Source organism: Chryseobacterium sp. YIM B08800, assembly GCF_026163565.1.
GTDB lineage: Bacteria > Bacteroidota > Bacteroidia > Flavobacteriales > Weeksellaceae > Chryseobacterium.
On record NZ_JAPDKN010000062.1, the window covers coordinates 1 to 25,758 of the forward strand.

Genomic DNA, 25,758 nt, shown 5'->3' on the forward strand with positions numbered 1-25,758 from the left:
TTTTGTACCTTTTATTTTGGATAAAAATTTGAAAAAAGAATATCCAAATAATCAATAACTGATTACGAAAATCAAATCACAGAATTTTTTTAGAAAGAAATACAATTAAATTATTCTAATTAATGTGAAATTTCTTTTGATAACACAATCAGTTGTTTTAAATTTGTCACCGATAATATTCCCAAGAAAACTACATGAAAAAACAAATAAGTTTAGCCTTCTTAATAATAGGCAGCTTAGCTTTTGCACAGGAAAACAATACTTCAACAGTTAAAGATTCGGTTCAAAATACAAAAGACATTCAGGAGGTTCTGATAAAATCGCAACGTAAAAAACAATTTGTAGACAAGGCTGTTTACAGTTTTGATGAAGAAGCTTTAAAAAAAGCCAGATACGCCAATGATTTATTACAAACTTTGCCCGAACTACAATTTGATCCTATTTCCAGCAGTATTACAAGTATTAAAGGAGGTAAATTTTTACTTTTAATTAATGGTGTTGAATCTACAGAATTACAAGCTCGGGGTATAAGACCGGAAAATGTAGTCCGAGTTGAATATTATGACAATCCGCCTACACGATGGGCGACAAGAGCCGATACTGTTGTTAATATTATCACAAGAAATCCGGAACTTGGTTTTGCAGCAGGAAGTTCTGTGAGCTCTGCATTAACAACCGGTTTTGTAAACGGACAAGCTTATGCGAATTATACAAACGGAAGGAATAATCTTGGACTTGAATATTCAATTAATTTCAGAGATTACGACAACCGTGCTGTAAACAGAGTCTATGATTATACTTTGCAGAATTCTCACTACAATACCAATGAAAATAAGATAGACCATTTCGGATATACTTATCAGGATATTGCCTTAAGATATACCAATTCTTTGATAGACAATTATGTTTTTCAGGCAAAATTTTCGATGAATATTTATAATTATTTCTCAAAAGGAAACGGACAAAGTATTTTCACGAAAGATAACAGTTCAGAACTCCACGGAACATCGCAATACAGCGGAGAAAGTTACAATCCGCCAAAGCTTGATCTATATTTTTCTAAAAAATTAAGCAAAAAAGACGAGATCAGTTTTAATATTGTAGGATCTTCCTACACCAGCGAAAGTTTTCAATTAGATAAAGAATGGGTTATTGGCTCCGGAAATATTGTTTTTGATAATGATATGAACCTAAAAGCCAAACAAAACAGCATTGTAGGAGAAGTTGCTTACACTCATGATTTCAAAGCAGGGAAACTAAGTACCGGTTATAGAATTGATAATAATAACGTTGATAATACACTTGAAAATTTAGCAGGAAATTTCGATTATTCTGTCAATTATTTAACTCAATATTTATATTCTGAATTTTCAGGTAAAAGCAAAAAGCTGATGTATCGTATTGGTTTAGGCTTAACTAATATTCATAACAAAACTGCCGCAACCACAGATGACGACTGGACAATCACGCCTAAAATAATTTTGGGATACGAGCTCAAAAAAAATCAAAGTCTGAGATTAACAAGCAGTTATACACCTTACAGCCCGGGAAGCGCATCGTTAAGCCCGAACATCAATCAGGTTGTTCCTAATATTCTGTCTACAGGAAACCCATATCTTAACATACAAAAAGCGTGGAATAATAATTTGAATTATTCTTACAATAATAAATTCTTTGATTTTAATGCGAATCTCTTCTACAACTATGTAGACAATGCAATCAACAGTATGTATGTTTTGTATAATAACAATACTCAATACGCATTAACCTACGAAAACGCACAGTTTAGTTCGCGAACAGGAGTTCAGTTTACAGGATCGGTAAAACCTTTTGGAAATAGATTATTGGTTATAAAAGCCAATATTTATCCTACAATGCAACGTGTAAAAACAAACTCAGGAGCTTTGCTTAAAAACAATTATTTAGGAAACAATTTTACCATTTCTTCTGAATATAAAAATCTGAGCGTTACTTATATGTTTAATATTCCTGTTTATACATTAAGTGGAGCTTTTTTAAGTACCAATGAAAATCAAAACCACATTTTTGCCAATTACAAAATGAAAGACTGGACGTTCACGACAGGAATGTACTGGTTGGGAATGCCATCAAGATATAAAACAAAAACGCTTGATGAAAGTTTGGTAAACTATATGGGAACAACCAACATTTACAACAACAGAAATATGTTTATTCTGGGAATCGGTTACGATTTTGCCAAAGGTAAAAAGAATGAAGTTAACCGTAAACTGAATAATGATACCGCTCCTGCAACAACCTTCTAATCACATTTACAAAAATAATTACAGCCATGGTTTGATGATCAAATCAGGGCTGTTTTTTTTCATTCTACGACTTTTCTTCTTCTTCTGAGTTTACTACATTTGTAATAGCAATATAAAAGATGTAATATTTAAATAAGGACGAATTTCTATCTATAATTGAAAGAGACAACAGCCGCAAAAGTAATGGAAAAAAAACTAAATTTTAAACTTGTTGAGCCAGACCAATCTTTAGCAGATTTTGTCTATTGTTTTTCTTCATTACAGAATATTTCGCAACAGCAAAATGCCGTAATTATTCCTAATGGAAAAGTTGATCTGATATTTTCAAAAATAAATGACAAAACGCTGACCGTTGCGTTGTTGGGTTTAGAAACCAAGCCAAAATACACAACTCCGGAAATTTCAAATTTCTTTTCCGTTAGTTTTCATCCTTTTGCGATTGAATATATTTTTAAAGAATCTATTGCTGATATTTTAAATTCCGGAAAGATACTGCAAAATAATTTTTGGGACTTCAATCTTAATGATTTGAATGACTTTGATAGTTTTTGCGAAAAAATCACTCAAAAAATTTTAAACTTATTGCCTGAAAAAACAGACGAAAGAAAACGCAGATTATTTCAGTTCATTTTTGACTCAAATGGCGAAATCCCAATCAAAGAACTTTCAGAAAAAATATTGTGGAGTCCAAGGCAAATCAATCGTTATTTTAACCAACAATTCGGGCTTTCTCTAAAAGCGTACTGTAAAATACTTCGATTTCAGGCGTCACTTGACCATATTAAAAATGGCGAACTTTATCCGCAACTTAATTTTACAGACCAATCGCATTTCATCAAAGAAATAAAACAACTCTCCGGTGTTTCACCAAAAGAATTACACAAAAACGAAAACGACCGATTTTTACAATTTTTAGTCTACAGTCAAAAGTAATTTTGCATTATAAAATTTTAAAATAATGTTATTACAAAATAAAAAAATAGCCATTGTAGGAGGAGGTCCGGGCGGATTGACGTTGGCAAAACTTCTACAATTAAAAGGTGTTGACGTAAAAGTGTATGAAAGAGATGTAAATAAAAATGCCCGTGTACAAGGCTCACCTCTCGATTTGCATGATGAATCAGGTTTGGCTGCATTGAGAAAAGCAGATCTTTTGGAAGATTTTAAAAACAATTTTATGGTAGGTGCAGATCAATGTACTATTACAAACCATAAAGCAGAAATATTCTTCAGTGATCACGGAGAAAAGCAAGATGAAAATTTTGGAGACGAACATTTCCGTCCGGAAATAGATCGAGGTGTTTTACGAAAAATTTTGCTGGAATCTTTAGATCCTGAAACCATTGTTTGGGACAGTCATTTTCTTTCAATGACACAGCAGGGTGAAGGCTGGTTGCTGCATTTCAAAAACAAGGAAAGTGTATATGCAGATATTGTAATCGGTTCTGACGGCGCAAACTCAAAAATACGCCCTTATCTTACTGACATCAAACCGTTTTATTCAGGTATTACCATGCTTGAAGGTAATGTTTATGATGCTGAAAAAAGAGTTCCAAATATTTCGAAAATACTTCGTGGCGGAAAAATTATGGCTTTCGGGAACGAACAAAATATTTTAATGGGACAAAAAGCAAATGGTGAAATTGGTTTTTACGCTAGTTTTAAAGCTGATGAAAATTGGGCAGTTGCATCTGGTTTAGATCTTTCTGATCGATCTGAGGTGTTGAAATGGTTTCAAAAAGAATATCCTGATTGGAGTTCTATTTGGTATGAATTGTTCGAAAACACTTCTCCTCCTTTTATTCCGCGCCCAATTTATTGTATGCCTTTAAATCAAAATTGGAAAACAGTAAAAAATCTTACCATTATTGGTGATGCAGCCCATTTAATGCCTCCATTTGCTGGTGAAGGTGTAAATATGGCAATGCTTGATGCTTTAGAATTAAGCGAAGTTTTAACTTCTTCTCAATGTAACACGATAGAAAACGCTATTTCTGAATATGAAACCAATATGTTTAAAAGGGCTTCGAAAATAGCACAGGAATCGCTCGAAAACGGAGAAAGAATGCATAATGAAAATGCTTTAACAACCATGCTTGATTTCTTTAATTCGCATAAAGATGTTTAAAAAAAATTCTATAAATAGCAACTGATATTTTTCAACACGGGCAACTTGGAAACCTTCATGAATAGTATGAATTTAAGCAATAAAAATTATTTTAAAGACAAAACTGTATCCATTAAATAACTCATTTCTGTATCTGTAATTATTGGGTTGATGTAAATAAATTTGTTTACATAATAAAAACAATATGCCCACAACAATAAAAGAGAAAACAGCTTTAAAATTTGAACCTGTACATCTTTCCGATTTAACTAAAATAACAAATCTATATTTTTCCCAAACAGAAATTGAGAAACAAAGTAAAAATTTTAATCAACCTCAACTGACAGAAGAATTTGGATTCCCTATCTATAAGCTGATCAAAGGAGATCTAATTATCGGATATTCATATTTTACGGTTAATAGTTCTGAAGAGATCATTTTCAAGGCAATCATTAAGCCTGAATATTCCTTTGGAGATTTGGAAAGTAGATTTATTAATCAATCAAAACAAAAGTATTTATCTAAAAAAGAATTAGATAATAAAGGAATGAAGAATTTGATTGCAAGAATGGTAGATTGGCTGAACTGGTCTAGATAATCAAATTTAATGATTTATATTACAATTTTCTAAATTTCTACAAATTATTATTTGATATTTAGAACCATAATTTTAATAAATTTACTCAAAACAGAACATACGATAATGACGAAGGAAATCCTTTATGTAAAAATTGCAAAAATTTTAGAAGATCAAATTCTGTCTGAAACTTTAAGAATTGGAGATAAATTGCCGTCGATACGCTCTGTTCAGAAAATATATGATGTAAGTCTCAATACCGTAAAACTGGCTTTTTTAGAATTAGAAAGCAAATCTCTTATTGAATCGAGACCGAAGTCGGGTTACTATGTCAGCAAAACATCACAGAGAAAATGCGCCCTTCCATCAGTCAGCAAACCTGAAATTTGCCAGAATGAGTCTGATCCCGAAGATCTCATCAGTAAAGTATTCGACACGCTTCATTACAAAGATATACGCCAATTTTCTTTGGGAGTTCCTGATCCCAGTTTCCTGCCTATTGCGAAATTAAATAAAGGAGTTATTAAAACAATAAGAAACTTGGAAGGTAGCGGAACTGCTTACGAACCTTTGGAAGGTAGCCTGAATCTTAGACGAAATATTGCTAAATGGTCTCTGGTTTTAGAAGGAAAAATTACTGAAGATGATTTAATTACGACTTCAGGAGCGATGAATGCTATCTTCAATTGTCTGATGGCGCTTACAAAACGAGGCGACACACTTGCGATTGAAAGCCCTGTTTATTTTGGAATTATACAGATTGCCAAAGCAATGGGTCTGAATGTAATCGAATTGCCCACCCATCCCGTTACAGGAGTTGATATTGAAGCTTTAAAAAAAATCATTCATAAGATTAATGCATGTTGCTTTATCAGTAATTTCAGCAATCCTTTAGGTTCGTTGATGCCTGAAGAAACAAAAAAAGAACTGGTGCAATTGCTTACGTACCACAATATTCCGTTAATAGAAGATGATTTGTATGGTAATCTTTACTTTGGCACAAGCAGACCAAAACCCTGCAAAGCCTTTGATGAAGCGGGAATCGTCATGTGGTGCGGTTCTGTTTCCAAGACTTTAGCGCCCGGCTACAGAGTGGGTTGGGTAGCTCCGGGAAAATATAAAGAGAAAATTTTGAGGCAGAAACTTATTCAGACGATTTCTACACCTCCTCTTTATCAGGAAGTAATCGCCGATTTTTTGGAAAACGGAAGGTACGATCATCATTTAAGAGGATTCAGGCAAAAACTTCATACGAATTGTCTGAAATATCAAAGAGCCGTTGAAGAATATTTCCCTGAAAGTACTAAAATTTCTCAACCACAAGGCGGATTTGTACTGTGGCTGGAGTTAGACAACAGAATTGATACAGCAGAACTCTACGATGTTGCTGTACAACAAAATATAAGTTTTGCACCCGGTAGAATGTTTACGCAACACGATCAGTTTAATAATTGTATGAGATTGAATTTTGCTTTAAAATGGGATGAAAGTCTTGAAAATGACCTGAAAAGATTAGGAACCATCGTTAAAAACGCGCTTTAATTTTAAAGTATAAAAACCAATTCTTATCGTCATTTATTTTAGAAAAAGCTAACGTAAATCATTAAATAAGAACTTCCTGATACAAGCTTTTTTAAGTATTTTTACTTCAAAAATATATAAATAACTTATGAGAAAATTCGTATTTGCAGGATTGGTAGCTTTGGGAGGATTTGCAACAATAAACGCACAGTGTAAAACTGTATCTTCAATTAAAGAAAATTTTGATACCTGGAAAGAAATGAACAAATGTTGGATCGCTCAACCAGGAAAAGCAATGCTTTACAGCAGTGACAAAAAAGTCGTATTTTATTCGATGAACAACCCAAGAGAAAACATGTATCTGGTAACTCCAAAAGTTAAAGCCGGAAAATATACATTGACTCTTGATGCATCAGACAACGGTGGAGAAACTACAATGGAACTGTTCTCAATCAACAATACATCTGATCCTAAATCTTATGTTTCAATTGCTAAATCTTCAAAAATTACAGGAACTAAAAAAACTTTTGATGTTACTTTAAAGAAAGATTCAAATCTGGGAGTAAAAGTTGTCTTAAATGGAGTGCATCAAGCAGCGTATGTGGATAATTTTTCTTTAACTCCAAAAAAATAATCATTTAAACAGCATTTAAAATAAAATTGAGAGATATTATTAAGTTAAATCTTTGATATAGGTCTCAACGCATTATTTTTGTAGAAATAATTTTGATATGAAAATAAGAGCTCTATTCTTTGCTGTGATGTCTTTTACCTCTATCGCTTTTGGTCAGCAACTGGTGACCAAAGCGACTTTTGACATGGTAGAATATGTGGAAGATGTAGATTGGGTTGATGAGGATATTTACTGTGCAGGATTCAGTTTTAAGACCATAATAAATGACGGAAATGCTTGTGACGCTTATCTGATACATTATGATACCAATCTAAAACCTAAATGGACGCTAAAAATAAGTGATCAACATACCAATAAAATTTTTTCTGTAAAAAGACATAAAGATAAAATTTATGCATTGGTTATTCAGGGAAAAGCAAAAGGAGCAGATGAAGATGTTTTTATGAAATTGTTCACCATTAATCTTGATGGTAAGATTGAAGATAAAGTGAATTTTGGACGCACTTTCAACAGTCCTTCAAATATCGTAATCAATGGCTCTAATCTGATTTTCGGCTATAGAATTACAAACAGCACAAGCTACTCTGTCGATTTTAAATGTGAAATCATCAATTATAATCTGGATACTAAAAAGTTTGTAAGACATACAAGTACCCAATATTTGGCGACACCAAAGAAAATTGTTGTCGATAAATCTAATATATTTTTATTGGGAAATTACATCCATCCCAATCAGCCCAATATTATGGCGTACAAAAATGGAAAGTACTCTGAAATTTCTTTAAAATCACCAAAAACAGAATATTTTCTTGACAGCTATATCAATAAAAATATATTGACTGTAGTCTGTACTTTCCCTGGTGAATACGGAGATAAACGCACTTATTTAAAATATTATTACCTCGATTTAGCAACCAATGCCATTACTTCGACATCTATTCCTTATGAAAAATTAGGCTGGAGCGAAATGCATTTTGACACCTTTACTCAGGGAGAATCTTCATGGATGATTGTTGAAGATGCAAAAACAAAAGAAATGAAATATGTTCTCGTCGATAACAAAGGAAAAACAATAAGGTCTTTAAATTTTGATCAGAATAACGGAAACGGCGCATGGGAAAACTATATCATCAAAAATGGGATGTTACTAAATGCCAATGCAACTGGAATTAAGATGTATAAAACTGAGTAAAATTGTAAAATTTTTCTGAAGGTTTAAAACATCCGATCTATATCACTTAAGAGTTGTCGATTCATTTTAATACCTTTGCAGGTAAGTATATTAAATAATTACTTCATTTTATTTCAAGGTGAATTTCCACAACAAAAAAAAGTTCGTAAGTTTTCTTAAGTTTAGACGAGATTTTCAGCAATACGGTCTCAAAAAAGCACGCAGTTATGAGATTATTCTTCATTGGCTAAAAAAACATCTAAGCAGAAATCAGTTTCTCATCCTTTCAGGTATTCTGGTAGGATGTACGGCGGGTTTGGCAGGAGTTATTCTAAAAACATTTGTACACAATATTCATCACTTTATTACGCATGAGGTGCATTTTGAATATCAGATTATCTTCTATATTGTTTTTCCGTTTCTTGGGATTGTCTTAACGGCAGCTATTGTAATTGCTTTATTTAAAGGACAAGACAGAAAAGGAATTGGAGCTATTTTATACGAAATTGCACAAAACTCTAGTATTGTATCTAATGTGAAAATGTATTCACAAGTAATCCAGAGTGCAGTTACCGTTGGTCTTGGTGGTTCTGCGGGAATAGAAAGTCCTATTGCGGTTACCGGTGCAGCCATTGGTTCTAATTATGCAAGAACTTACAGACTAAGTTATAAAGAACGAACGCTTCTTTTGGCTGCAGGTGCCACTGCCGGAATTGCTTCGGCATTCAATGCTCCGATTGCCGGAATTATGTTTGCTTTCGAAATTCTGCTTACCGGAGTTGTATTTACAGATTTTATTCCTCTTGTTGTTGCAGCAGTCTGCGGAAGTTTATTATCCAGAATATTGCTTCAGGAAGATGTTTTGTTCAGATTTTACACCCGTGAAGCATTTAATTACTATAATGTTCCTTATTATTTAATTCTTGGGCTTCTAACAGGTCTGTATGCAAGATATTTTGTTGTTGTTTCTCAAAAAGTAGAACATTTTATTCACGGTTTACAACTTTCACGACTTAGAAAAGCAATGTTTGGTGGTGCTGTTCTTTCATTACTTTGTGTACTTTTCCCACCGTTATTTGGTGAAGGTTACGATACAGTGAAAGACTTTACGAATGGAAATATCGACTCGGTTATTAATAACAGTCTTTTCAGATATTTTGAAATTAAAGAATCGACCGTTATTCTATTTCTGGTTTTAGTATGCCTTCTAAAAGCTTTTGCCACTTCATTTACTATTTTCAGTGGCGGAAATGGCGGAAACTTTGCTCCTTCCCTGTTTGCGGGTGGATCAGTAGGATTTTTATTCGCTTTTATCTGTCAAAGTTTAGGATTTTCTGATGTTCCTGTTACCAATCTTATTTTGGTAGGAATGGCGGGTGCAATGAGCGGTGTATTGTACGCTCCTCTTACGGCTATTTTCCTGATTGCTGAGTCTAGTTTTGGGTACGATCTGTTTATTCCGCTGATGATTGTTGCGGTGATGTCTTACCTTATTGCTAAATGGTTTGCTCCTATTTCTCCTGAATTAAAAAATCTGGCAGATCAGGGGAAAATATTTACGCATAAGCATGATAATAATCTTTTGTCTACGTTGCAAACTAAAGACTTCATCGATTTTAATTCTCAGATCATTAATGAAAACTCATCTTTACAGGAGCTTTACAACCTCATCAGTAATGGAAGGAAAAATAATTTTGCCGTTGTAGACGATGAGAATAAACTTAAAGGAATTCTTAGCTTAGATGATATTCGCCCTTATTTATTTAATGAAAACCAAGAACTGAATATTTCTAAATTGGTTAAAGTTCCTCAGGAACTAGTTGATATAAACGATAAACTTGTAAATATTATTCAGATGTTTGACGATACCGATACATGGCATCTTCCAGTTATTGATAATGAAAACAAGTTTATTGGTTTTATTTCAAAATCTGCTATACTTACAAGCTACAGACAACTCTTGAAAGATTATTCTTCGTAAAATATAATTACATTCCACTTCTTTTCAAATAAATAATACCATATTTAATCTTACCGTTTTATTTAAATAATAAACTTAAATTTAATTTATATCAATTTCTTTTTTTGAATATTTAAATATTGAAAAAGATAAAATATACCATAACCGCATTCATTCTTCACATGAATTAAAATTGAGGCTGCTTAATTTTGTAAATTAATTTTTGAACTAATATTTCATAAATATCATGCAAAATTTAATTAGTACACTTTTAGTAGCGGTTGATTTCACCGAGAAATCAAATAATGCAGTCAAAATGGCTGCACATATTGCCGCTCGTCATGAAGCAAGAGTTATATTACTTCACAATATTACGAATCATGCCATCATCGACAGAACCGGAAAACAGATTATTGGTGCCGAAACAATCGATGAAATTTATAAAAAAACAGAATACGCATTACAGGAGCTGGAATTATCTTTAAAATCTCAATATCCTGATCTCGATTTTAAAACAATTATCAAGAATAGCGGTTTAGTATCTGGAATCAATCAAGTCGTTGATGATGAATCAGTAGATCTTGTGATATGCGGAAGCTCCGGACAACAGAATTTAGCCCAACTATTTTTAGGCTCATTATCTTATCAGATTTTAACTGAAGTAGATTGCTCAGTTTTATTAGTACCCGAAAAGTGCAGTAAATATTCGTTTGATAAAATACTTGTTCCTGTAAGAGTTTTAGAAGATTTAACCGACAAAATTGAGCTTTCTGTAGCAATCGCCAAGAAAAATAAAGGCGTTATAAGCCTGCTTGGAATAAGCAATGAAGACGATATATTAAAAATCAGAGATGCTTACCAAAGAGCAAAAACAAACCTTGCCATACGATCACAGGAATATGATTCGCAGTTTTTACTGACCCGTGACAAGGCAACACAAATTTCAAAATTTTCGCAGGAAGACAATGCAGATATTATCATCCTTAATTATAAAGATGAAGACAGCTGGAAGTCATTTTTCTTAGAAAATTTTTTCAAACAAATTATTAATCATACAGATATTCCTTTATTGTTCTTGAAGAATAATAGAGTGAAAGTCAAGAGCGATTTAAATAATAATGTCGCTTTTGATATTACTCTTCCCTGTCCGGGATAAAACAAAATTTATGATAACAATACAAAAATATTCAGATGAAAACAAAGCTAATGAAAACCAAAAACAGGAAATCGTTCAGTTTCTTTTTAAACATTTGGAACAATACGGTGATCCGGAAACAGATATTTCTGATGCTATTAACTACTCGTTAGGATTTGGAAATAAACCGGGAGGTCTCGTCATTACAGCAAGAGACGAAAGAAATGATTTGGTTGGCGCTGTCGTTGTCAATAAAACCGGAATGGGCGGTTACATTCCTGAAAATATACTCGTATATATTGCTACAGATAAAAATGTACGTGGCAAAGGAATAGGAAAAAAACTTATGCAGGAAGCTATTGATTCTTCACAGGGAGACATCGCACTCCATTGTGAACCGGAAAATCCGGCATTACACTTATACAAGAAACTGGGATTTACCAGCAAGTATCTTGAAATGCGATTAAAAAAATAAAATGTCACACATTACTTTAAATACCAATAAATTACTTCACAATTATCATTATTTAAATCAAATTTTTGAAGAAAACCATATCGAATGGGCTGTAGTAGCAAAATTGCTCTGCGGAAATGAGAAGTTTCTAAAATCTCTTTTGGAAATTTCCGACAAAGAAATCTGCGATTCGCGTTTAACGAATTTGCGCCACATTAAAGAGCTGTCACCAAAAACACAGACGGTTTATATTAAACCTCCTGCAAAAAGATTAGCCCGAAATATCGTGAAATATGCAGACGTTAGTTTTAATACAGAACTGGATACGATTAAAGCACTTTCTTATGAAGCCATAAAGCAAAATAAAATACATAAAATTGTCATTATGGTGGAAATGGGAGAACTAAGAGAGGGAATTATGGTGAAAAATCTATCTCAATTTTATGGTGAAGTTTTACAGATACCCAACATCGAAATTGTAGGAATTGGCACCAACCTCAACTGTCTCAACGGAATACTTCCTGATGAAAAAAAACTGGTTAAGCTGAATCGGTTTAAAGAAATTGTTGAAGAATCTTATCACACTACAATCCCTTTTATATCGGCAGGTTCGTCAGTTACCATTCCTTTAATTCTTAAAAACGAAATTCCTTCAGGAATTAACCATTTCAGAGTGGGAGAAACATTGTTTTTTGGTACAGATGTTTATAATGATTCCATCATCAAAGGGATGCATCAGAATGTCTTTCATCTCACTGCAGAAATTATAGAGATTGCCGAAAAGCCAATGGTTCCGGCGGGAGATGCAGGTACAAATTTAACGGGTGAAACACCGATTCATGATGAAAAAAACATTGGTAAAACCTCTGTGAGAGCGATTGTTGATGTAGGCGTTCTTGATATTGACCCTAAAAATATAAAACCTCTATCTCCAGGAATTGAAATTATAGGAGCCAGTTCCGATATGATGATTCTGGAACTTGGAGATAACACTAATAATTATCATGTGGGAGACACTGTGGATTTCAGTATGAATTATATGGCTGTCTTACGGGCAATGAGCTCTGAATATGTCGATAAAGTAATCGGTAATAAAATCAATGCTTATCGTTCTAAGATATTAGAATACATCAATTAACCTTTTTATAATATAATAAATACCACAATAACCGTTGTGGTATTATTGTTATATTTACTCAGAAAACCTAAAATCTTGAATCATAAAATTCAATCTTTTACCTTAAGCAAGCTTAAAAATCATTCTGCGACGAGAAATGAGTTTATCATTATGCCCTTTGATGAATTTACCGAAAAAATACAATCTGATTCAGATTCACATTTTAAAAATAAATTCTTTGCTGTTTTTCTTTTCAAAGATGCAGAAGGCTCTATCATCATAGATCATCAGGAATTTGATCTGAAACCCGTAAAGTTTTTTTTCATTAATTATAATCAGGTTTATCAGTTTAAGGAATTTAAATCTGGCTTAGGAGATGTTCTTATGTTTACCAAATCATTTTATAATTATGTCTATACCGGCAATAAAATGATTAAAAGTGATACGGCACTTAATGATGTTGCGCCTTACCTTTTGCTGTCTGAAGAAAGTACAACAGATCTTTATCAAACCTTTGAAGAACTGAGACAGGAATATCTTAAAAATAAATTGTTGAGAAAAGAAATTATCTGTCTTTTGCTAAAGGTTTTCGTGCTTAAATATATTAGAAACTCAAATAAAAAAAATCGGATTGATCGCTCTCTTAATCATAAAAAGGAGATTGTAGAAAAGTTTAGTCATTTGGTCAATCAATATTATAAAGAATTAAAAACAACTTCAAAATACGCAGAAAAACTAAATCTTAGTCCCAACTATCTCAACGTACTGATTAAAGAAAGTCTTGATATTTCCGCAGGTCAGATGATTAAAAACCGGGTTATACTTGAAGCTCAGAGATTACTGATGCACACTACTCTTTCTATTGTTGAGATCTCTTACGAATTGGGATTTAATGATAATTCTCACTTCGGGAAATACTTTAAATCGGCAACAAAATATTCCCCTAATGAATATAGGTTGTTAAAAACGAATGATTCGTATAATGATGTATGATTACATATAAAGTCCGAGAAATTCGCACAAGTTGAAATTTAAACCATTATTAATCCAAATCATGTGATTATTAGTATTTATTTTCTTAATTTTAAGGTAATTTAACAGTCCTGCTATTTTAGATTGTTAAAAAAAACTAACACACCAAGAAATATTATAAGAAAATGAGTACTTTTTTAACCTTAAAAAAGCATCTGCTTTTATCTTTCACATTATTCAGTTTAGTTTTAAACGCACAAGTCCCCGACTCCATAAAAACACAATCGGAAGCCCCTGTAAAATACCCTCAACTTCAAATTAAAGGTCTCTTTCAGGCGCGCTATCTAGTCGGTACGAGCAAAGATGTTGATGTTAACGGACTGCATCATTCTGACGGTTCGGGAACCAATAATAATTTCATGGTGAAATATATGAGGGTTCAGGTTCGCGCGCAAATTAGTAAACGTACTGAAGTGGTGGCGTTGGCGAATCTTGCAGACTTTAAAAACGATCCAAAATCCAGAGTCCTCGAAAATGCTTATTTAAAATATACTTTCAATTCAAAGCTTGCGCTTACTGTAGGACAATTCAGACCTTGGTTTGGTCTTGAAGAAACCTATCCTATCGATATTATTAAATCTTTAGACTGGTCAAATCAATACACCGAATTTGGAAAATTAGGCTGGACGAGTTTTCAAATCGGAATGTCTGCAACAGGTCAGGTTGATTTAGGAAATATTCCTTTTCAATATGCTGTTTCTGTAGTGAATGGAAATGGTAAGAATCAGGTGAATGATAATAACGATGGTAAGCAATATTCTACAAGATTGGTTTTTGGTTTGGTTAAAAAATATAATTTTAATGTTGGTCTAAATGGTGGTGTAGGTGATACTTTTGGCAAGAAAATTTACGCTGTAGGTGTAGATTTAAGCTCATTAATCAATTTCGATTCAAAATGGAGCCTCGATATGCAACTGGAAGGAAAACAGGCAACCAATCATCCTTTATATTTTGCGGTCACACCGGAATTAAGACCTTCAAATCCTGACGAATACCTAATTCGTGGAGCTTATTTTCTTCCCAATTTACGATACGAAATCAATCACAAAAATTTAAGTGCTTTCGAATTATCTTGTCGTTACGAATATTTAGATACCAATTTTAGGTTAAATTCAAATCCTAGACAAACGGTTACGCCAATGTTTGGTCTGGAGTTTCTTAAAAATTATGGCGCCAGAATTCAACTCGGAATGCAGTTCGACCGATACAAACATCAGGTAGAAAACACGTCTCAATACAACAATAATTTATTCATAGTTCAAGTCCAAAGTAGATTTTAATCCGTAAAAACTAACTATTATGAAAGAGATTAACATTAAAGCGGTCGCTATCACATTTGCGGTTGCGCTTATCATTTGGTTTATTCCGGCTCCGGAAGGCGTTGCCCCAAATGCATGGCACCTGTTTGCTATTTTTGCAGCTACCATTTTAGGAATCATCCTTAAAGCCGCTCCAATGGGAACGATGTGTATGATGGCCATCGGATTTACCGCTTTGACGCAGGTTGTCGCTCCGGGAGATGCCGGAAAATCAATCACAAAAGCACTTTCCGGTTTTGGAGACAAAGTGATTTGGCTGATTGGGATTTCATTCTTTATCGCAAGAGGATTTATCAAAACGGGTTTGGGAAACAGAATCGCTTTTTTATTCATCAGAGTTTTTGGGAAAAGTTCTTTGGGTTTAGCTTACGGATTGGGTTTGGCAGACGTTTGTCTGGCTCCTGCAATTCCTAGTAATACAGCAAGAGGTGGCGGAATTATTTATCCTATTATGAAATCGATGGCAATAAGTTTTGATTCTGTTCCTGATAAACCAGAAACGCACAGAAAATTAGGTTCTTATTTAACTTTAAATAGTTATTACATGAATTTAATTGCTTCTTCTATGTTTTTGACGGGAACTGCGAGTAACCCAATGTGTCAGAAATTTGCAGCCAATTTAGGAATCAATATCACTTGGATGTCTTGGGCTGCAGCAGGTTTCGTTCCGGGATTAGTGGCCTTCTTTGTAGTTCCTTTGGTTTTATACAAATTATATCCGCCTGAATTAAAGAAAACTGGTGATGCTCCGAAAATGGCAGCACAAAAATTAAAAGAAATGGGCCCAATTTCTAAAAATGAATGGTTAATGCTTTTTGCGTTCTTCATTTTATTAGCCCTTTGGATTTTTGGTGGCTCGCTTTCTATTGATGCAACCACAACGGCTTTCATAGGGTTAACATTACTTTTATTAACCTCAGTTCTAACTTGGGAAGATGTAAAATCTGAAAAAGGAGCTTGGGATACAATTGTTTGGTTTGCAGTTTTAGTCATGATGGCAAGTTCTCTTAATGAATTAGGATTTATCGGCTGGTTTAGTGATTTAATTAAAATGAAAATCGGCGATATGACTTGGACACTTGCTTTTCCTGTGATTATTCTCGTGTATTTCTTTAGTCATTATATTTTTGCAAGTGCCACCGCTCACGTTGCTGCAATGTACGCTGCTTTATTAAGTGTTGGTGTCGCAGTGGGAATTCCTCCGATGTTATTAGCAATGATGCTTGGTTTTATGGGCTCAATTTATGGGGTGTTAACGCATTACGGTCACGGTCCGGCTCCGGTATTTTTCGGAAGCGGATATGTAGATTTAAAATCTTGGTGGCTTAGAGGTCTCGAAATAGGAATTGTTTTATTAATTATCTACATGGGAGTCGGCGGACTTTGGATGAAAATATTAGGATATTATTAAAATTTCAAGGTGGAAATATGGGAGTATGAGGCTGGAAGTTCATGAAAAATGAATTTAAAACCTCCATCTTCCCTCTTCCCACATCTATCCTCATTAACAAAAAACAAAAAAATATGCTGTCAACCTTATCAAGAAAAATGCTGATGTGTCTTACAGGACTTTTCCTGAGCTTCTTTCTGTTGATTCACTTCTTGGGAAATCTTCAGCTGTTTTTACCACAGGAGCAGGCACATCTTCAGTTTAATGCCTATTCGCATTTTCTTTCGGGAAATATTGTCATCAAAATGGTTTCTTATGTGCTGTACGCAAGTATCATTCTTCATGCAGTGGATGGATTATTAATTACGTTGAAAAATAAAAAATCTGGCGGAAATTATCAAGCTGACAGACGAGGAAGAGCCAGTAAATGGGCATCCCGAAATATGGGAGTTTTGGGAACATTACTATTGATTTTCCTGGTTATTCACTTTCAGAATTTCTGGTATGTTTACAAATTCGGAAACCCTCCTTTGGATGAAAATGGAAATAAAGACCTTTATATTCTGGTCATAACTGTTTTTAAAGAATGGTGGTATGTGATTATTTATGTTTTGTCGATGATTGCGTTGTGCTATCATTTAATTCATGGAATTTACAGTGCTGTCAGAACTTTAGGGTTGTACCATCCGAAGTTTGTAAAATGGTTTAAAACCATCGGAATTGCTTATTCAGTCATCATCAGTGTTGGGTTTGCTTTAATGCCAATTTATGTATTCTTTACCGCTAATTAAATTGAGAAACTATGACTTTAGATTCAAAAATACCGGAAGGTTCATTAGAACAAAAATGGGATAATTATAAAAAGAAAGCCAAGCTCGTCAATCCAGCTAACAGAAAAAAGTTAGACGTTATCGTTGTTGGAACAGGTTTGGCCGGAAGTTCTATCGCTGCATCATTGGGAGAAATGGGTTATAATGTAAAATCATTCTGTTTTCAAGACAGCCCAAGAAGAGCGCATTCTGTTGCGGCTCAAGGTGGTGTAAATGCTGCTAAAAATTATAAAAATGACGGCGACAGTGTTTACAGAATGTTCGTAGACACCTTAAAAGGCGGAGATTTCAGAGCCCGTGAAGCCAATGTTTACCGAATGGCTGAATGTTCTTTAAATCTTATCGACCAAGCTGTTGCGCAGGGCGTTCCGTTTGGAAGAGAATATGGTGGTTATTTGAACAACCGTTCTTTTGGAGGTGTTCAGGTAAGCCGAACTTTTTACGCAAGAGGACAAACCGGACAACAATTACTTCTGGGAGCTTACCAAGCTTTGATGCGACAGGTCGGCAAGAAAAGCGTTCAGTTATTTTCACGTCACGAAATGTTGGATTTGGTTATGATTGACGGAAAAGCAAGAGGAATTATCGTAAGAAATTTAGACACCGGAGAAATTGAAAGACATGCCGCTCACGCAGTTGTTTTAGCAACAGGCGGTTATGGTAAAATTTATTATTTGTCAACTTTGGCGATGGGTTGCAACGGTTCTGCAATTTGGAGGGCACATAAAAAAGGAGCGTTAATGGCTTCACCAAGCTGGATTCAGGTGCATCCTACTTCTTTGCCACAGTCCGGAGATTATCAGTCGAAATTAACTTTAATGTCTGAATCTTTAAGAAATGACGGCAGAATCTGGGTTCCTCTAAAAGAAAATGAAACCAGAAAAGGCAACGATATTCCCGAAAATGAAAGAGATTATTATCTGGAAAGACGATATCCAGCTTTTGGAAATTTAGCACCAAGAGATATTTCATCAAGAGCTGCAAAAGAAAGAATAGATGCCGGTTTCGGAATCGGACCGTTGAAAAATGCCGTATATCTTGATTTTTCTAAAGCCATAAAAGAACAAGGAAAAGAAAAAATTCAGGAGAAATATGGAAATTTATTCGATATGTATCTTAAAATCACAGGTTACAATGCTTATGAAGAACCGATGATGATTTCCCCTTCTGCGCATTTTTCGATGGGCGGACTTTGGGTAGATTATGAATTAATGACCACCGTTCCGGGACTATTTGCGTTGGGTGAAGCTAATTTTGCGGATCACGGAGCCAATCGACTGGGTGCGAATTCTTTGCTTCAGGCTTCTGTAGATGGTTATTTTATTGCGCCTTACACCATTGCCAATTATTTATCCAATGAGATTCATACCGGGAAAATTTCAACTGAAAATATTGAATTTGATAAAGCAGAAAATCAAGTTAAACAACAAATTGAAAGTTTTATCAATATTAATGGAACAAAAACAGTCGATTATTTCCATAAAACTTTAGGTAAATTACTTTACGATTACTGCGGTTTAGCGAGAAATGAAGAAGGTTTAAAATACGCCATCGAAGAAATACGAAAATTAAAACAGGAGTTTTATAAAGACGTAAAAGTTTCAGGACAAGGCAATACCATGAATATAGAGCTCGAAAAAGCGGGTCGCGTTGCTGATTATTTTGAAATTGGTGAACTGATGTGTTATGATGCATTAACCCGAAATGAATCTTGTGGTGCTCATTTCAGGGAAGAATATCAAACTTCGGATGGAGAAGCTTTAAGGAATGATGCAGAATTTCAATTCATCTCAGCCTGGGCTTGGAAAGGTGAAAATAACGAGCCTGAATTGATTAAAGAGCCTTTAATTTTCGAAGAAATACAACCGACTGTAAGAAGTTATAAATAATTTTTTAAACCACAAAAGACACAAAAGATTTTTAACACTTTAGTTATTTTAAGTTCAATATTAAACTACATAAAAGAACACTTAAGCTTTTTGAAAATCTTTGATTTTCTTCTCATGTGTTCTAAATTTTTTTCAATCATTTTAAGAAAAACTTATGTGACTTATGTGTTAAAATTTAAATAGGTTAAATAATACTCAAAACACAAAAAATATGGATTTACACCTTAAAATATGGAGACAGAAAAATAATCAGAGCGAAGGAAAACTGGTAAATTATGATTTAAAAGAACTGAATCCGCATATGTCTTTCCTTGAAATGTTGGACACTTTAAATGAAAAACTAATCGTTGAAGGCGATGAACCCGTAGAATTTGACCACGATTGTCGTGAAGGAATCTGCGGACAATGCGGAATGATGATCAATGGTTTAGCTCACGGACCGTTAAAAAATACCACAACCTGCCAGCTTCACTTACGTTCTTTTAAAGATGGAGAAACCGTTTTGATAGAACCTTTCCGAGCTGAAGCTTTTCCGGTAAAAAAAGATTTAAAAGTTGACCGTTCTGCCTTCGACAGAATTATTTCTTCTGGCGGATTTGTTTCCATTAATACTGGTCAAGCTCCTGATGCAACTGCAATTGCTGTTACGCATCAAACCGCCGAAGAAGCTTTTGATTCTGCTGCCTGTATTGGTTGCGGAGCTTGTGTTGCAACCTGTAAAAATGCAAGTGCAGCTCTATTTACTTCAGCAAAAATTACGCATATGGCATTGCTTCCACAAGGGAAAGAAGAACGAAGCAATCGTGTTTTAAATATGGTAAAACAAATGGATGCTGAACATTTTGGTCACTGCTCCAATACCGAAGCCTGTGAAGTAGAATGTCCACAAGGAATTTCTGTTTTAAATATTGCCAGAATGAATTATGAATACAGTCGGGCTTTATTTTTCAGGAAGAAGTAAAAACCATTATATTTTAACTAAATATTTTATTCTAAGAATTAAAAGAAGCTCAAAAACAATCCATAAAACAACCAAATGGATTACGGAACTTAGATTATCAGAAAGCGAACCTCCTGCTTGTACAATCGAAATATAGGTTTTGAGAAACGGAGAAGTTGGCAGCATATCAGACAAAATCTGAACAAATCTTGGCAACGCCTGATAAGGCATAGAATATCCCGTAATCAAAAAAATCGGATACGATGAAAATACCAAAACCTGAAATGCAAAAAGTTTAGTTTTAAAGAAACTGCCAATCAGCATTCCAAAAACAATGATTGTTGCAATAAATAATGCGGAAACAACAGCAAGGTCGAAGTAATTTCCTCTGACCTCAACATCAAAAACTGAAAAATTGACTATCGAAAAGAAGAACCCGAAAATCATAAATACAACAAAATAAAGCAGACTTTTTCCAAAAATCATTTTAGAAATGCTCTGCTTTGAAATTTGATAAAGATTTAATAATTTCTTCTCTTCTCTTTCTGATGTAAAAGCTGCTGCAACACCAATCAAAAGAGTTTGCTGTAAAATAATGGCTAATAATCCAGGCAAAAGAAACGCACCATAAGTCATACTGGAATTGTATAACGGGCGATAATCCATACTAACAGGATTGGTCATTTTCATTGCTTCATCCTCTCCCATTCCCTGCTTATTAAAATACGTTTTTCTAACGCCTGCTCCAACGGTAAGACAAACTTTTGTAGCGGTACTCAGTAAATCGCTTGAAGGTAAAAATCTTGAAGCATTCAAAACTAAATTCACATTCGTCTGTTTCAGCGAAAAAATATTCTTTTCAAAACCTGACTGAATATAAAAATAGCCCTGAACTTCTCCCTGAAACATCATTTCCTGAGCTTCAGAAATATTTGAGCTCGGCACAATTTCTATCATCGGAGTCGAGTTTAATTGTTGTGTTAATGTTCTGGAAATCGAAGTTCCATCGTTATCAATCAACGCCAATCTAACTTTTTCTTCACCTTTATTCAGGTAAATACTTCCATACATAAATGCATAAAGAATCGGCGCCAAAAGCAAAATCAGAAACAAACTCGAATCTTTTGAAACGTTTCTAATTTCTCTTTTCAGTATTTCTAAAACCTCTTTCATGCCTGATTTTCTTTAAGATATTGATTGATTTTTTTCTGAAAAAATACAACGCTCAAAGGAAATGTGACTCCAATAAAAACCAGCAATTTTACAATTTCAGGAGTAGCATAAGACAATGGAAGCTCCATAAAATAAAGCTTAATAAACCCGTCTAAAAAGTGAGTATAAGGCATGATGTCAGCATAAAACTGGTCGTACCAAGGCATAGCCCATCTCGGAAATGTAAAACCGCTAAAAACAAATGCAGGCGAAGTAAAAAACAAAGCAACATCCGTTACAAAAAGAAGGTTGTTGGAAATTGCAGAAATCATCATTCCAATTCCAATACACGCCAGAGACATCAATGTATAAATCAGGAAAAAATTAAAATCGGTTTGTGGTTTTCCCAATTCATAAACAGGAAAAACAACGTAAGCGACCAGTAAAAAAAGAATCCATGAAATACAAAGATGAGCCAGCATTTTTCCAATCACAATTTGCGAAGATGAAGTAGATATCTGTAAAAGTTCATCAATTGTGTTTCGTTTAAACTCAAGATTTAAAATTAAAACTGCTGCAACAATCAGCGCCATTTGAAGACCAACCGTTATCAATCCTGGTGTAAGATACATCTGATAATTAAAATCCGGATTATATAATGTTGTTGTATTGAGTTTAATAGGTTGTACCAAAGTGTTTGCTTTTTCAGCTGGCATTCCTTGTTTTTCGGCTTTTTGAAGAACAACCGCAAGACCGCCTTTAATGATTACTCCAGCAGCACCTTTGTAAATCATTTTTGCAGGAACCAGATAAGCACCGTTGGTATAAAGCGTGATATTCGACTGATGATTTTTCTTAGCATCAGATTCCAGATTTTTTGGAAAATGTACCGCTCCGAAGATCTTTCCTTCCCGCATTAATTTCTCAATTTCTGCATTGCTGTAAACCGTTTGAGTAAAGTGAATATACTCATTATGTTCCATCATATCGATCAACGTTCGCGAAACAGAAGATTGATCTTCATCCCAAACCGCCATTGGAAGCTCTTTTGCAAATTGTTTCTGATAAATAAATCCGTAAAAAAGAAAAATTATCGGCGGAATGACTAACAGAATCACGTAGAAATTAGGAATCGAAAAAATTCGTTTCCATTCCCGTATCATGATTTGGCTGATGGTTTTCAATAGTTTTAATTTTTCTGAATTAAGAGAATGTTTTATTTAACACATGATGTTTTTTAAACCGCAAAAGCAACAAAAGATTTTAAGCCTATCAAAAGTTCACAAAATGTAAAAAAAAATGTTTTACTCTTATTTTGTGAACTTTTGAATTTCTTTTTTTTTATCATTTCTTTTGATGCTTTTGCGGTAAAAAAGGTCTTATTTATCCGTCTCGAAGTAAACATTTTTAATCAAAAATAAGCTGTGCGGTCATTCCTGAGCGAAGTCCTTTTATGGAATTGATATTTTGAGGTTTTACTTTTATCTGGAATGTTCTCAGTTCAAATTCACCATTTTGTTTTTCCGGAACCCAATCAGCATATCCTAAAGCCGGCGCTAGTTCTACAACAGTTCCTTTTATTTCTTCCGGTAAACAACCTGGAATTCTCATCTTTACTGTACTGCCTTTATCAATTTTGATCATTTGGTTTTGACGGATATTAAACTTCACAAAAAAAGAATGGTCTTTCTGGATTGTCATCATTGGATAACCCGCATTGACCATTTCTCCTTTATTAGAAATCATCGTCGAAATTTTTCCTGAAGCAGGAGCTTTTATAGATGCATTATCTTTTATTTCCTGAGCAAGCTGATCGGCACCTTTCGCCTGATTTAAAATTGCCTGAGCTGAATTTTTAAGTTCCTGATTATTTCCGCGTTGTAGAAGCTGAACATTAAGGTTTGCTGTTTCCAGTTCTTTTTGTGCCGCTTTATATTTAAAATAAATAACATCTCTTTCCTGCCCTGAAATCACACCTTCCGAATAAAGATTCTGAAAACGGGTATACGTTTTATTCATCAAATCCATCTGTTGTTTGGCAATTTGTTGAAGATTTTCTGCAGATTTTAAAACTTCAGGTTCTACTCCACGATTAATTTTATCTAATTGATTCTGAGCCACCGTCACCGCTTCAGAAACCTGCGCCTGAATGGTTTCAATCTCTGAAGTTTTCATTTGAGCTACAACCTGCCCTTCTTTTACCTCGTCTCCTTCTTTCACCAATAATTCAACCACTCTTCCGGGCAATGAAGGAGAGACATCCACAAATTCGGCATCTACCATTCCTATTACGCTCTCTTTATTCTTTTCTGGAGATTTGTTTTGAAAAAGATAAATAAGAGCAACCACCAATACAATAATTGGAATAAAAACCGCCCAGTAATTTTTTATAAAGTTTTTCATTTTATTATCAGTTTAAGGAATGTAATTGGTAATATTTTCGACGTTTCCGGTAATGTAAAAATAAGTCGCAATCACCGTTTGATAGGCAACTAAAGACGTATAATATAGTTTTTCGGCTTCGTACTGAAGTTGCAAAGCATCGTTCACATCTTTTACAGAAGACAAACTGTTTTCCATTCTTTTCCTGACCATTTCAGTCGTAGTATACGTCTGTTTTCTTGCAGCATCAAATGTTTCGTTCTGCTCTTTAAAGCTTATTAATTTATTTTCAGAAATTTTGGTCGCCAAATTCACCGATTTTTGCTTTTGATTGATCAAAAGATCAGTCTCTTTTATTAAAGATTGCGAAGCCAGATTTCTGGATTTTCTTTCAGGGTCAAAAAGCGTCCATTGCATTTCTATCCCAATCAACCAAGGCGGAGTAATTAGCGGTAAATCGTTTCTGAAAAACTGATAGTTTCCAATGGCAAAAATATTAGGTCTTGAAAGCGACTTTGTAATATTGTGAGTAGTTTCAGCTTCTTTCTTTTTGCTTAATAATAATTTTAAATCTGCATTATTTTCAGACGAAGAAAAATTAGGCATGTCAATGTCTTCATTCAGTTCTTCATTAATTTCCAACGGTTCATCAAGAGAGATTCCCATCAAATCTTTCAGCGTTAACAGCGCATTTTCTTTTTCGAGTTTAAGATTTTTAAGATTGGTTTCGCCCTGAAGTTTTGTAATATTTGACCAGTTCTTTAGATAAGGAGGAATAATCTCGGCTTTCAGAAGGCTTTGTGCATATTTTTCATTGTTTTCAAGAGATTCTACAATCTTCTCTTGCTTTTTAATCATCGAATTCAGATACATCACCTGAATGTAATTTAAAGAAATATTATAAGCTGTAAGATCCTGAGAAGACTCCAAGTTTGCTTTTCCGCTTTCTACCTGCTGTTTTGAAAGCTCTTTTGTTGCATTTAATTTTCCACCTAAATAAATAGGTTGACGCACTAAAATTCCAGCTAAAAAATAACTTTGCTTTGTAATTGCAGGGTTATAGTTGGGATAAACCGCACTGATAATATCTTTAGAAGTCTGGTAAATAACATCCTGAACCTGTTGTGAAAGCTGGTTTCCCGTAATCTGTTGATACGCTGCATTGGCAGAATACACACTTTGATTGGCCGAACCTTCCACAATTCCGTCTTTTACCTGCTGCAGATTAACTTTTAAAGGCTCACCGATATAATTGTAGCCACCAAGAAAATCTACTTTCGAAAGACTGCTGTTTTTGTTGGATTGCAGAAGCTTTTCCCGGGTTTCAAGAGATTGCTCTGCCAGTTTTATAATGACATTATTTTGTTTCCCTTTTTCTATACATTGTTTCAGTGTCAGTTGCTGACAAAATGTTTGCGAGGAAATCACCAGAAAAGAAGTAAGCAGAATTTTCCTGAATCTCATACTTTTAAAATTTTCTATTTAAACTATTTTACCGTTTAGAATTTTCCCGTACGACAGTTCACATGATTTATAGTGATATAAATTTAATTAAAAAATCACTAAAATTCGATTTAATATAGAATAATTTGTTGCATTTTTATACCCGATAAGAAAAGAGGATAAATTTTGTCTGTTTTTTGGTTTATTATTACATTCAAAACACAGATAAAATAATATCAGCAAAAAATCAAAAGTCTAAACCAGCCTAATTTTATGATTAATCTTTACCGTAAAACTGCAATTATCGAAGGTATGTCTTATTTAATTTTACTTTTTATTGCAATGCCCATTAAATATATACTTGATATTGCTGAGCCTGTAAAATATTTTGGCTGGATTCACGGAGTTTTATTTCTCTTT

22 protein-coding genes are annotated in these 25,758 nt (G+C 34.0%); 18 read left to right on the forward strand and 4 right to left on the reverse strand.

Features of this window, described 5'->3' with window-relative positions:
- The first annotated feature begins 194 nt into the window (after positions 1–194).
- The 17 genes from OEW74_RS17815 (at position 195) to OEW74_RS17895 (ending at position 20,382) form a co-directional block, all read left to right on the forward strand.
- Positions 195–2,285, forward strand: coding sequence for an outer membrane beta-barrel protein (locus tag OEW74_RS17815; protein WP_265429745.1), 2,091 nt, complete (start codon positions 195–197; stop codon positions 2,283–2,285).
- A gap of 183 nt (positions 2,286–2,468) precedes the next feature.
- Positions 2,469–3,218, forward strand: a complete 750-nt coding sequence (locus tag OEW74_RS17820) for a helix-turn-helix domain-containing protein (protein WP_265429746.1) — start codon at positions 2,469–2,471, stop codon at positions 3,216–3,218.
- Positions 3,219–3,243: 25 nt separating this feature from the next.
- Positions 3,244–4,413: an FAD-dependent oxidoreductase gene (locus tag OEW74_RS17825; RefSeq protein WP_265429747.1), complete on the forward strand. Its 1,170-nt coding sequence runs from the start codon at positions 3,244–3,246 to the stop codon at positions 4,411–4,413.
- A gap of 184 nt (positions 4,414–4,597) precedes the next feature.
- The gene (locus OEW74_RS17830; protein ID WP_265429748.1) at positions 4,598–4,990 is read left to right on the forward strand and encodes a hypothetical protein; all 393 of its coding nucleotides are present in this window, start codon (positions 4,598–4,600) and stop codon (positions 4,988–4,990) included.
- 105 nt (positions 4,991–5,095) lie between these two features.
- Positions 5,096–6,511 carry a PLP-dependent aminotransferase family protein gene (locus tag OEW74_RS17835; protein WP_265429749.1) on the forward strand — a complete coding sequence of 472 codons (1,416 nt, stop codon included), beginning with the start codon at positions 5,096–5,098 and terminating at the stop codon, positions 6,509–6,511.
- A 127-nt stretch (positions 6,512–6,638) separates the two neighbouring features.
- A complete protein-coding gene (locus tag OEW74_RS17840) occupies positions 6,639–7,124 on the forward strand; it encodes a hypothetical protein (protein WP_265429750.1) in 486 nt (161 codons plus the stop codon).
- Positions 7,125–7,221: 97 nt separating this feature from the next.
- The gene (locus tag OEW74_RS17845) at positions 7,222–8,316 is read left to right on the forward strand and encodes a hypothetical protein (protein ID WP_265429751.1); all 1,095 of its coding nucleotides are present in this window, start codon (positions 7,222–7,224) and stop codon (positions 8,314–8,316) included.
- A 118-nt stretch (positions 8,317–8,434) separates the two neighbouring features.
- Positions 8,435–10,276, forward strand: coding sequence for a chloride channel protein (locus tag OEW74_RS17850; protein WP_265429752.1), 1,842 nt, complete (start codon positions 8,435–8,437; stop codon positions 10,274–10,276).
- Between the two features lie 226 nt (positions 10,277–10,502).
- Positions 10,503–11,411 (forward strand): universal stress protein, encoded by a 909-nt coding sequence (locus OEW74_RS17855; RefSeq protein ID WP_265429753.1) that lies wholly within the window; start codon positions 10,503–10,505, stop codon positions 11,409–11,411.
- 10 nt (positions 11,412–11,421) lie between these two features.
- Positions 11,422–11,865, forward strand: coding sequence for a GNAT family N-acetyltransferase (locus OEW74_RS17860; RefSeq protein ID WP_265429754.1), 444 nt, complete (start codon positions 11,422–11,424; stop codon positions 11,863–11,865).
- 1 nt (position 11,866) lies between these two features.
- A complete protein-coding gene (locus tag OEW74_RS17865) occupies positions 11,867–12,982 on the forward strand; it encodes an alanine/ornithine racemase family PLP-dependent enzyme (RefSeq protein ID WP_265429755.1) in 1,116 nt (371 codons plus the stop codon).
- A 75-nt stretch (positions 12,983–13,057) separates the two neighbouring features.
- Entirely contained in the window at positions 13,058–13,954 is an 897-nt protein-coding gene (locus OEW74_RS17870; RefSeq protein ID WP_265429756.1) for a helix-turn-helix domain-containing protein, read from the forward strand.
- 164 nt (positions 13,955–14,118) lie between these two features.
- Positions 14,119–15,273, forward strand: a complete 1,155-nt coding sequence (locus tag OEW74_RS17875) for a porin (RefSeq protein WP_265429757.1) — start codon at positions 14,119–14,121, stop codon at positions 15,271–15,273.
- Between the two features lie 19 nt (positions 15,274–15,292).
- Positions 15,293–16,723: an anion permease gene (locus OEW74_RS17880; RefSeq protein WP_265429758.1), complete on the forward strand. Its 1,431-nt coding sequence runs from the start codon at positions 15,293–15,295 to the stop codon at positions 16,721–16,723.
- A gap of 113 nt (positions 16,724–16,836) precedes the next feature.
- Positions 16,837–17,493: a succinate dehydrogenase cytochrome b subunit gene (locus tag OEW74_RS17885; protein ID WP_265429759.1), complete on the forward strand. Its 657-nt coding sequence runs from the start codon at positions 16,837–16,839 to the stop codon at positions 17,491–17,493.
- A gap of 11 nt (positions 17,494–17,504) precedes the next feature.
- Positions 17,505–19,421 carry a fumarate reductase/succinate dehydrogenase flavoprotein subunit gene (locus OEW74_RS17890; RefSeq protein ID WP_265429760.1) on the forward strand — a complete coding sequence of 639 codons (1,917 nt, stop codon included), beginning with the start codon at positions 17,505–17,507 and terminating at the stop codon, positions 19,419–19,421.
- 211 nt (positions 19,422–19,632) lie between these two features.
- A complete protein-coding gene (locus OEW74_RS17895; RefSeq protein ID WP_265429761.1) occupies positions 19,633–20,382 on the forward strand; it encodes a succinate dehydrogenase/fumarate reductase iron-sulfur subunit in 750 nt (249 codons plus the stop codon).
- Between the two features lie 6 nt (positions 20,383–20,388).
- Here the strand turns inward: OEW74_RS17895 and OEW74_RS17900 are convergent, their stop codons facing one another.
- From OEW74_RS17900 to OEW74_RS17915, 4 genes are all read right to left on the reverse strand, one after another.
- Positions 20,389–21,534 (reverse strand): ABC transporter permease, encoded by a 1,146-nt coding sequence (locus OEW74_RS17900; RefSeq protein ID WP_265429762.1) that lies wholly within the window; start codon positions 21,532–21,534, stop codon positions 20,389–20,391.
- The gene (locus tag OEW74_RS17905; protein WP_265429763.1) at positions 21,531–22,676 is read right to left on the reverse strand and encodes an ABC transporter permease; all 1,146 of its coding nucleotides are present in this window, start codon (positions 22,674–22,676) and stop codon (positions 21,531–21,533) included. The genes OEW74_RS17900 and OEW74_RS17905 overlap by 4 nt, the downstream gene beginning before the upstream one ends.
- Before the next feature lie 244 nt (positions 22,677–22,920).
- Entirely contained in the window at positions 22,921–23,916 is a 996-nt protein-coding gene (locus OEW74_RS17910; RefSeq protein WP_265429764.1) for an HlyD family secretion protein, read from the reverse strand.
- A 12-nt stretch (positions 23,917–23,928) separates the two neighbouring features.
- A complete protein-coding gene (locus OEW74_RS17915) occupies positions 23,929–25,359 on the reverse strand; it encodes a TolC family protein (protein ID WP_265429765.1) in 1,431 nt (476 codons plus the stop codon).
- A gap of 252 nt (positions 25,360–25,611) precedes the next feature.
- Between OEW74_RS17915 and OEW74_RS17920 the strand changes: the two genes are divergently transcribed.
- Positions 25,612–25,758 (forward strand): DUF3817 domain-containing protein (locus OEW74_RS17920; protein WP_265429766.1); only part of this gene is annotated, 147 nt, incomplete at its 3' end.

Excerpts from the sequence above, each read along its gene's own strand:
- OEW74_RS17815 (WP_265429745.1), top strand. The coding sequence starts at position 195 with ATGAAAAAACAAATAAGTTTAGCCTTCTTAATAATAGGCAGCTTAGCT.
- OEW74_RS17820 (WP_265429746.1), top strand. The coding sequence starts at position 2,469 with ATGGAAAAAAAACTAAATTTTAAACTTGTTGAGCCAGACCAATCTTTA.
- OEW74_RS17825 (WP_265429747.1), top strand. The coding sequence starts at position 3,244 with ATGTTATTACAAAATAAAAAAATAGCCATTGTAGGAGGAGGTCCGGGC.
- OEW74_RS17830 (WP_265429748.1), top strand. The coding sequence starts at position 4,598 with ATGCCCACAACAATAAAAGAGAAAACAGCTTTAAAATTTGAACCTGTA.
- OEW74_RS17835 (WP_265429749.1), top strand. The coding sequence starts at position 5,096 with ATGACGAAGGAAATCCTTTATGTAAAAATTGCAAAAATTTTAGAAGAT.
- OEW74_RS17840 (WP_265429750.1), top strand. The coding sequence starts at position 6,639 with ATGAGAAAATTCGTATTTGCAGGATTGGTAGCTTTGGGAGGATTTGCA.
- OEW74_RS17845 (WP_265429751.1), top strand. The coding sequence starts at position 7,222 with ATGAAAATAAGAGCTCTATTCTTTGCTGTGATGTCTTTTACCTCTATC.
- OEW74_RS17855 (WP_265429753.1), top strand. The coding sequence starts at position 10,503 with ATGCAAAATTTAATTAGTACACTTTTAGTAGCGGTTGATTTCACCGAG.
- OEW74_RS17860 (WP_265429754.1), top strand. The coding sequence starts at position 11,422 with ATGATAACAATACAAAAATATTCAGATGAAAACAAAGCTAATGAAAAC.
- OEW74_RS17865 (WP_265429755.1), top strand. The coding sequence starts at position 11,867 with ATGTCACACATTACTTTAAATACCAATAAATTACTTCACAATTATCAT.
- OEW74_RS17875 (WP_265429757.1), top strand. The coding sequence starts at position 14,119 with ATGAGTACTTTTTTAACCTTAAAAAAGCATCTGCTTTTATCTTTCACA.
- OEW74_RS17880 (WP_265429758.1), top strand. The coding sequence starts at position 15,293 with ATGAAAGAGATTAACATTAAAGCGGTCGCTATCACATTTGCGGTTGCG.
- OEW74_RS17885 (WP_265429759.1), top strand. The coding sequence starts at position 16,837 with ATGCTGTCAACCTTATCAAGAAAAATGCTGATGTGTCTTACAGGACTT.
- OEW74_RS17890 (WP_265429760.1), top strand. The coding sequence starts at position 17,505 with ATGACTTTAGATTCAAAAATACCGGAAGGTTCATTAGAACAAAAATGG.
- OEW74_RS17895 (WP_265429761.1), top strand. The coding sequence starts at position 19,633 with ATGGATTTACACCTTAAAATATGGAGACAGAAAAATAATCAGAGCGAA.
- OEW74_RS17900 (WP_265429762.1), bottom strand. The coding sequence starts at position 21,534 with ATGAAAGAGGTTTTAGAAATACTGAAAAGAGAAATTAGAAACGTTTCA.
- OEW74_RS17905 (WP_265429763.1), bottom strand. The coding sequence starts at position 22,676 with ATGATACGGGAATGGAAACGAATTTTTTCGATTCCTAATTTCTACGTG.
- OEW74_RS17910 (WP_265429764.1), bottom strand. The coding sequence starts at position 23,916 with ATGAAAAACTTTATAAAAAATTACTGGGCGGTTTTTATTCCAATTATT.
- OEW74_RS17915 (WP_265429765.1), bottom strand. The coding sequence starts at position 25,359 with ATGAGATTCAGGAAAATTCTGCTTACTTCTTTTCTGGTGATTTCCTCG.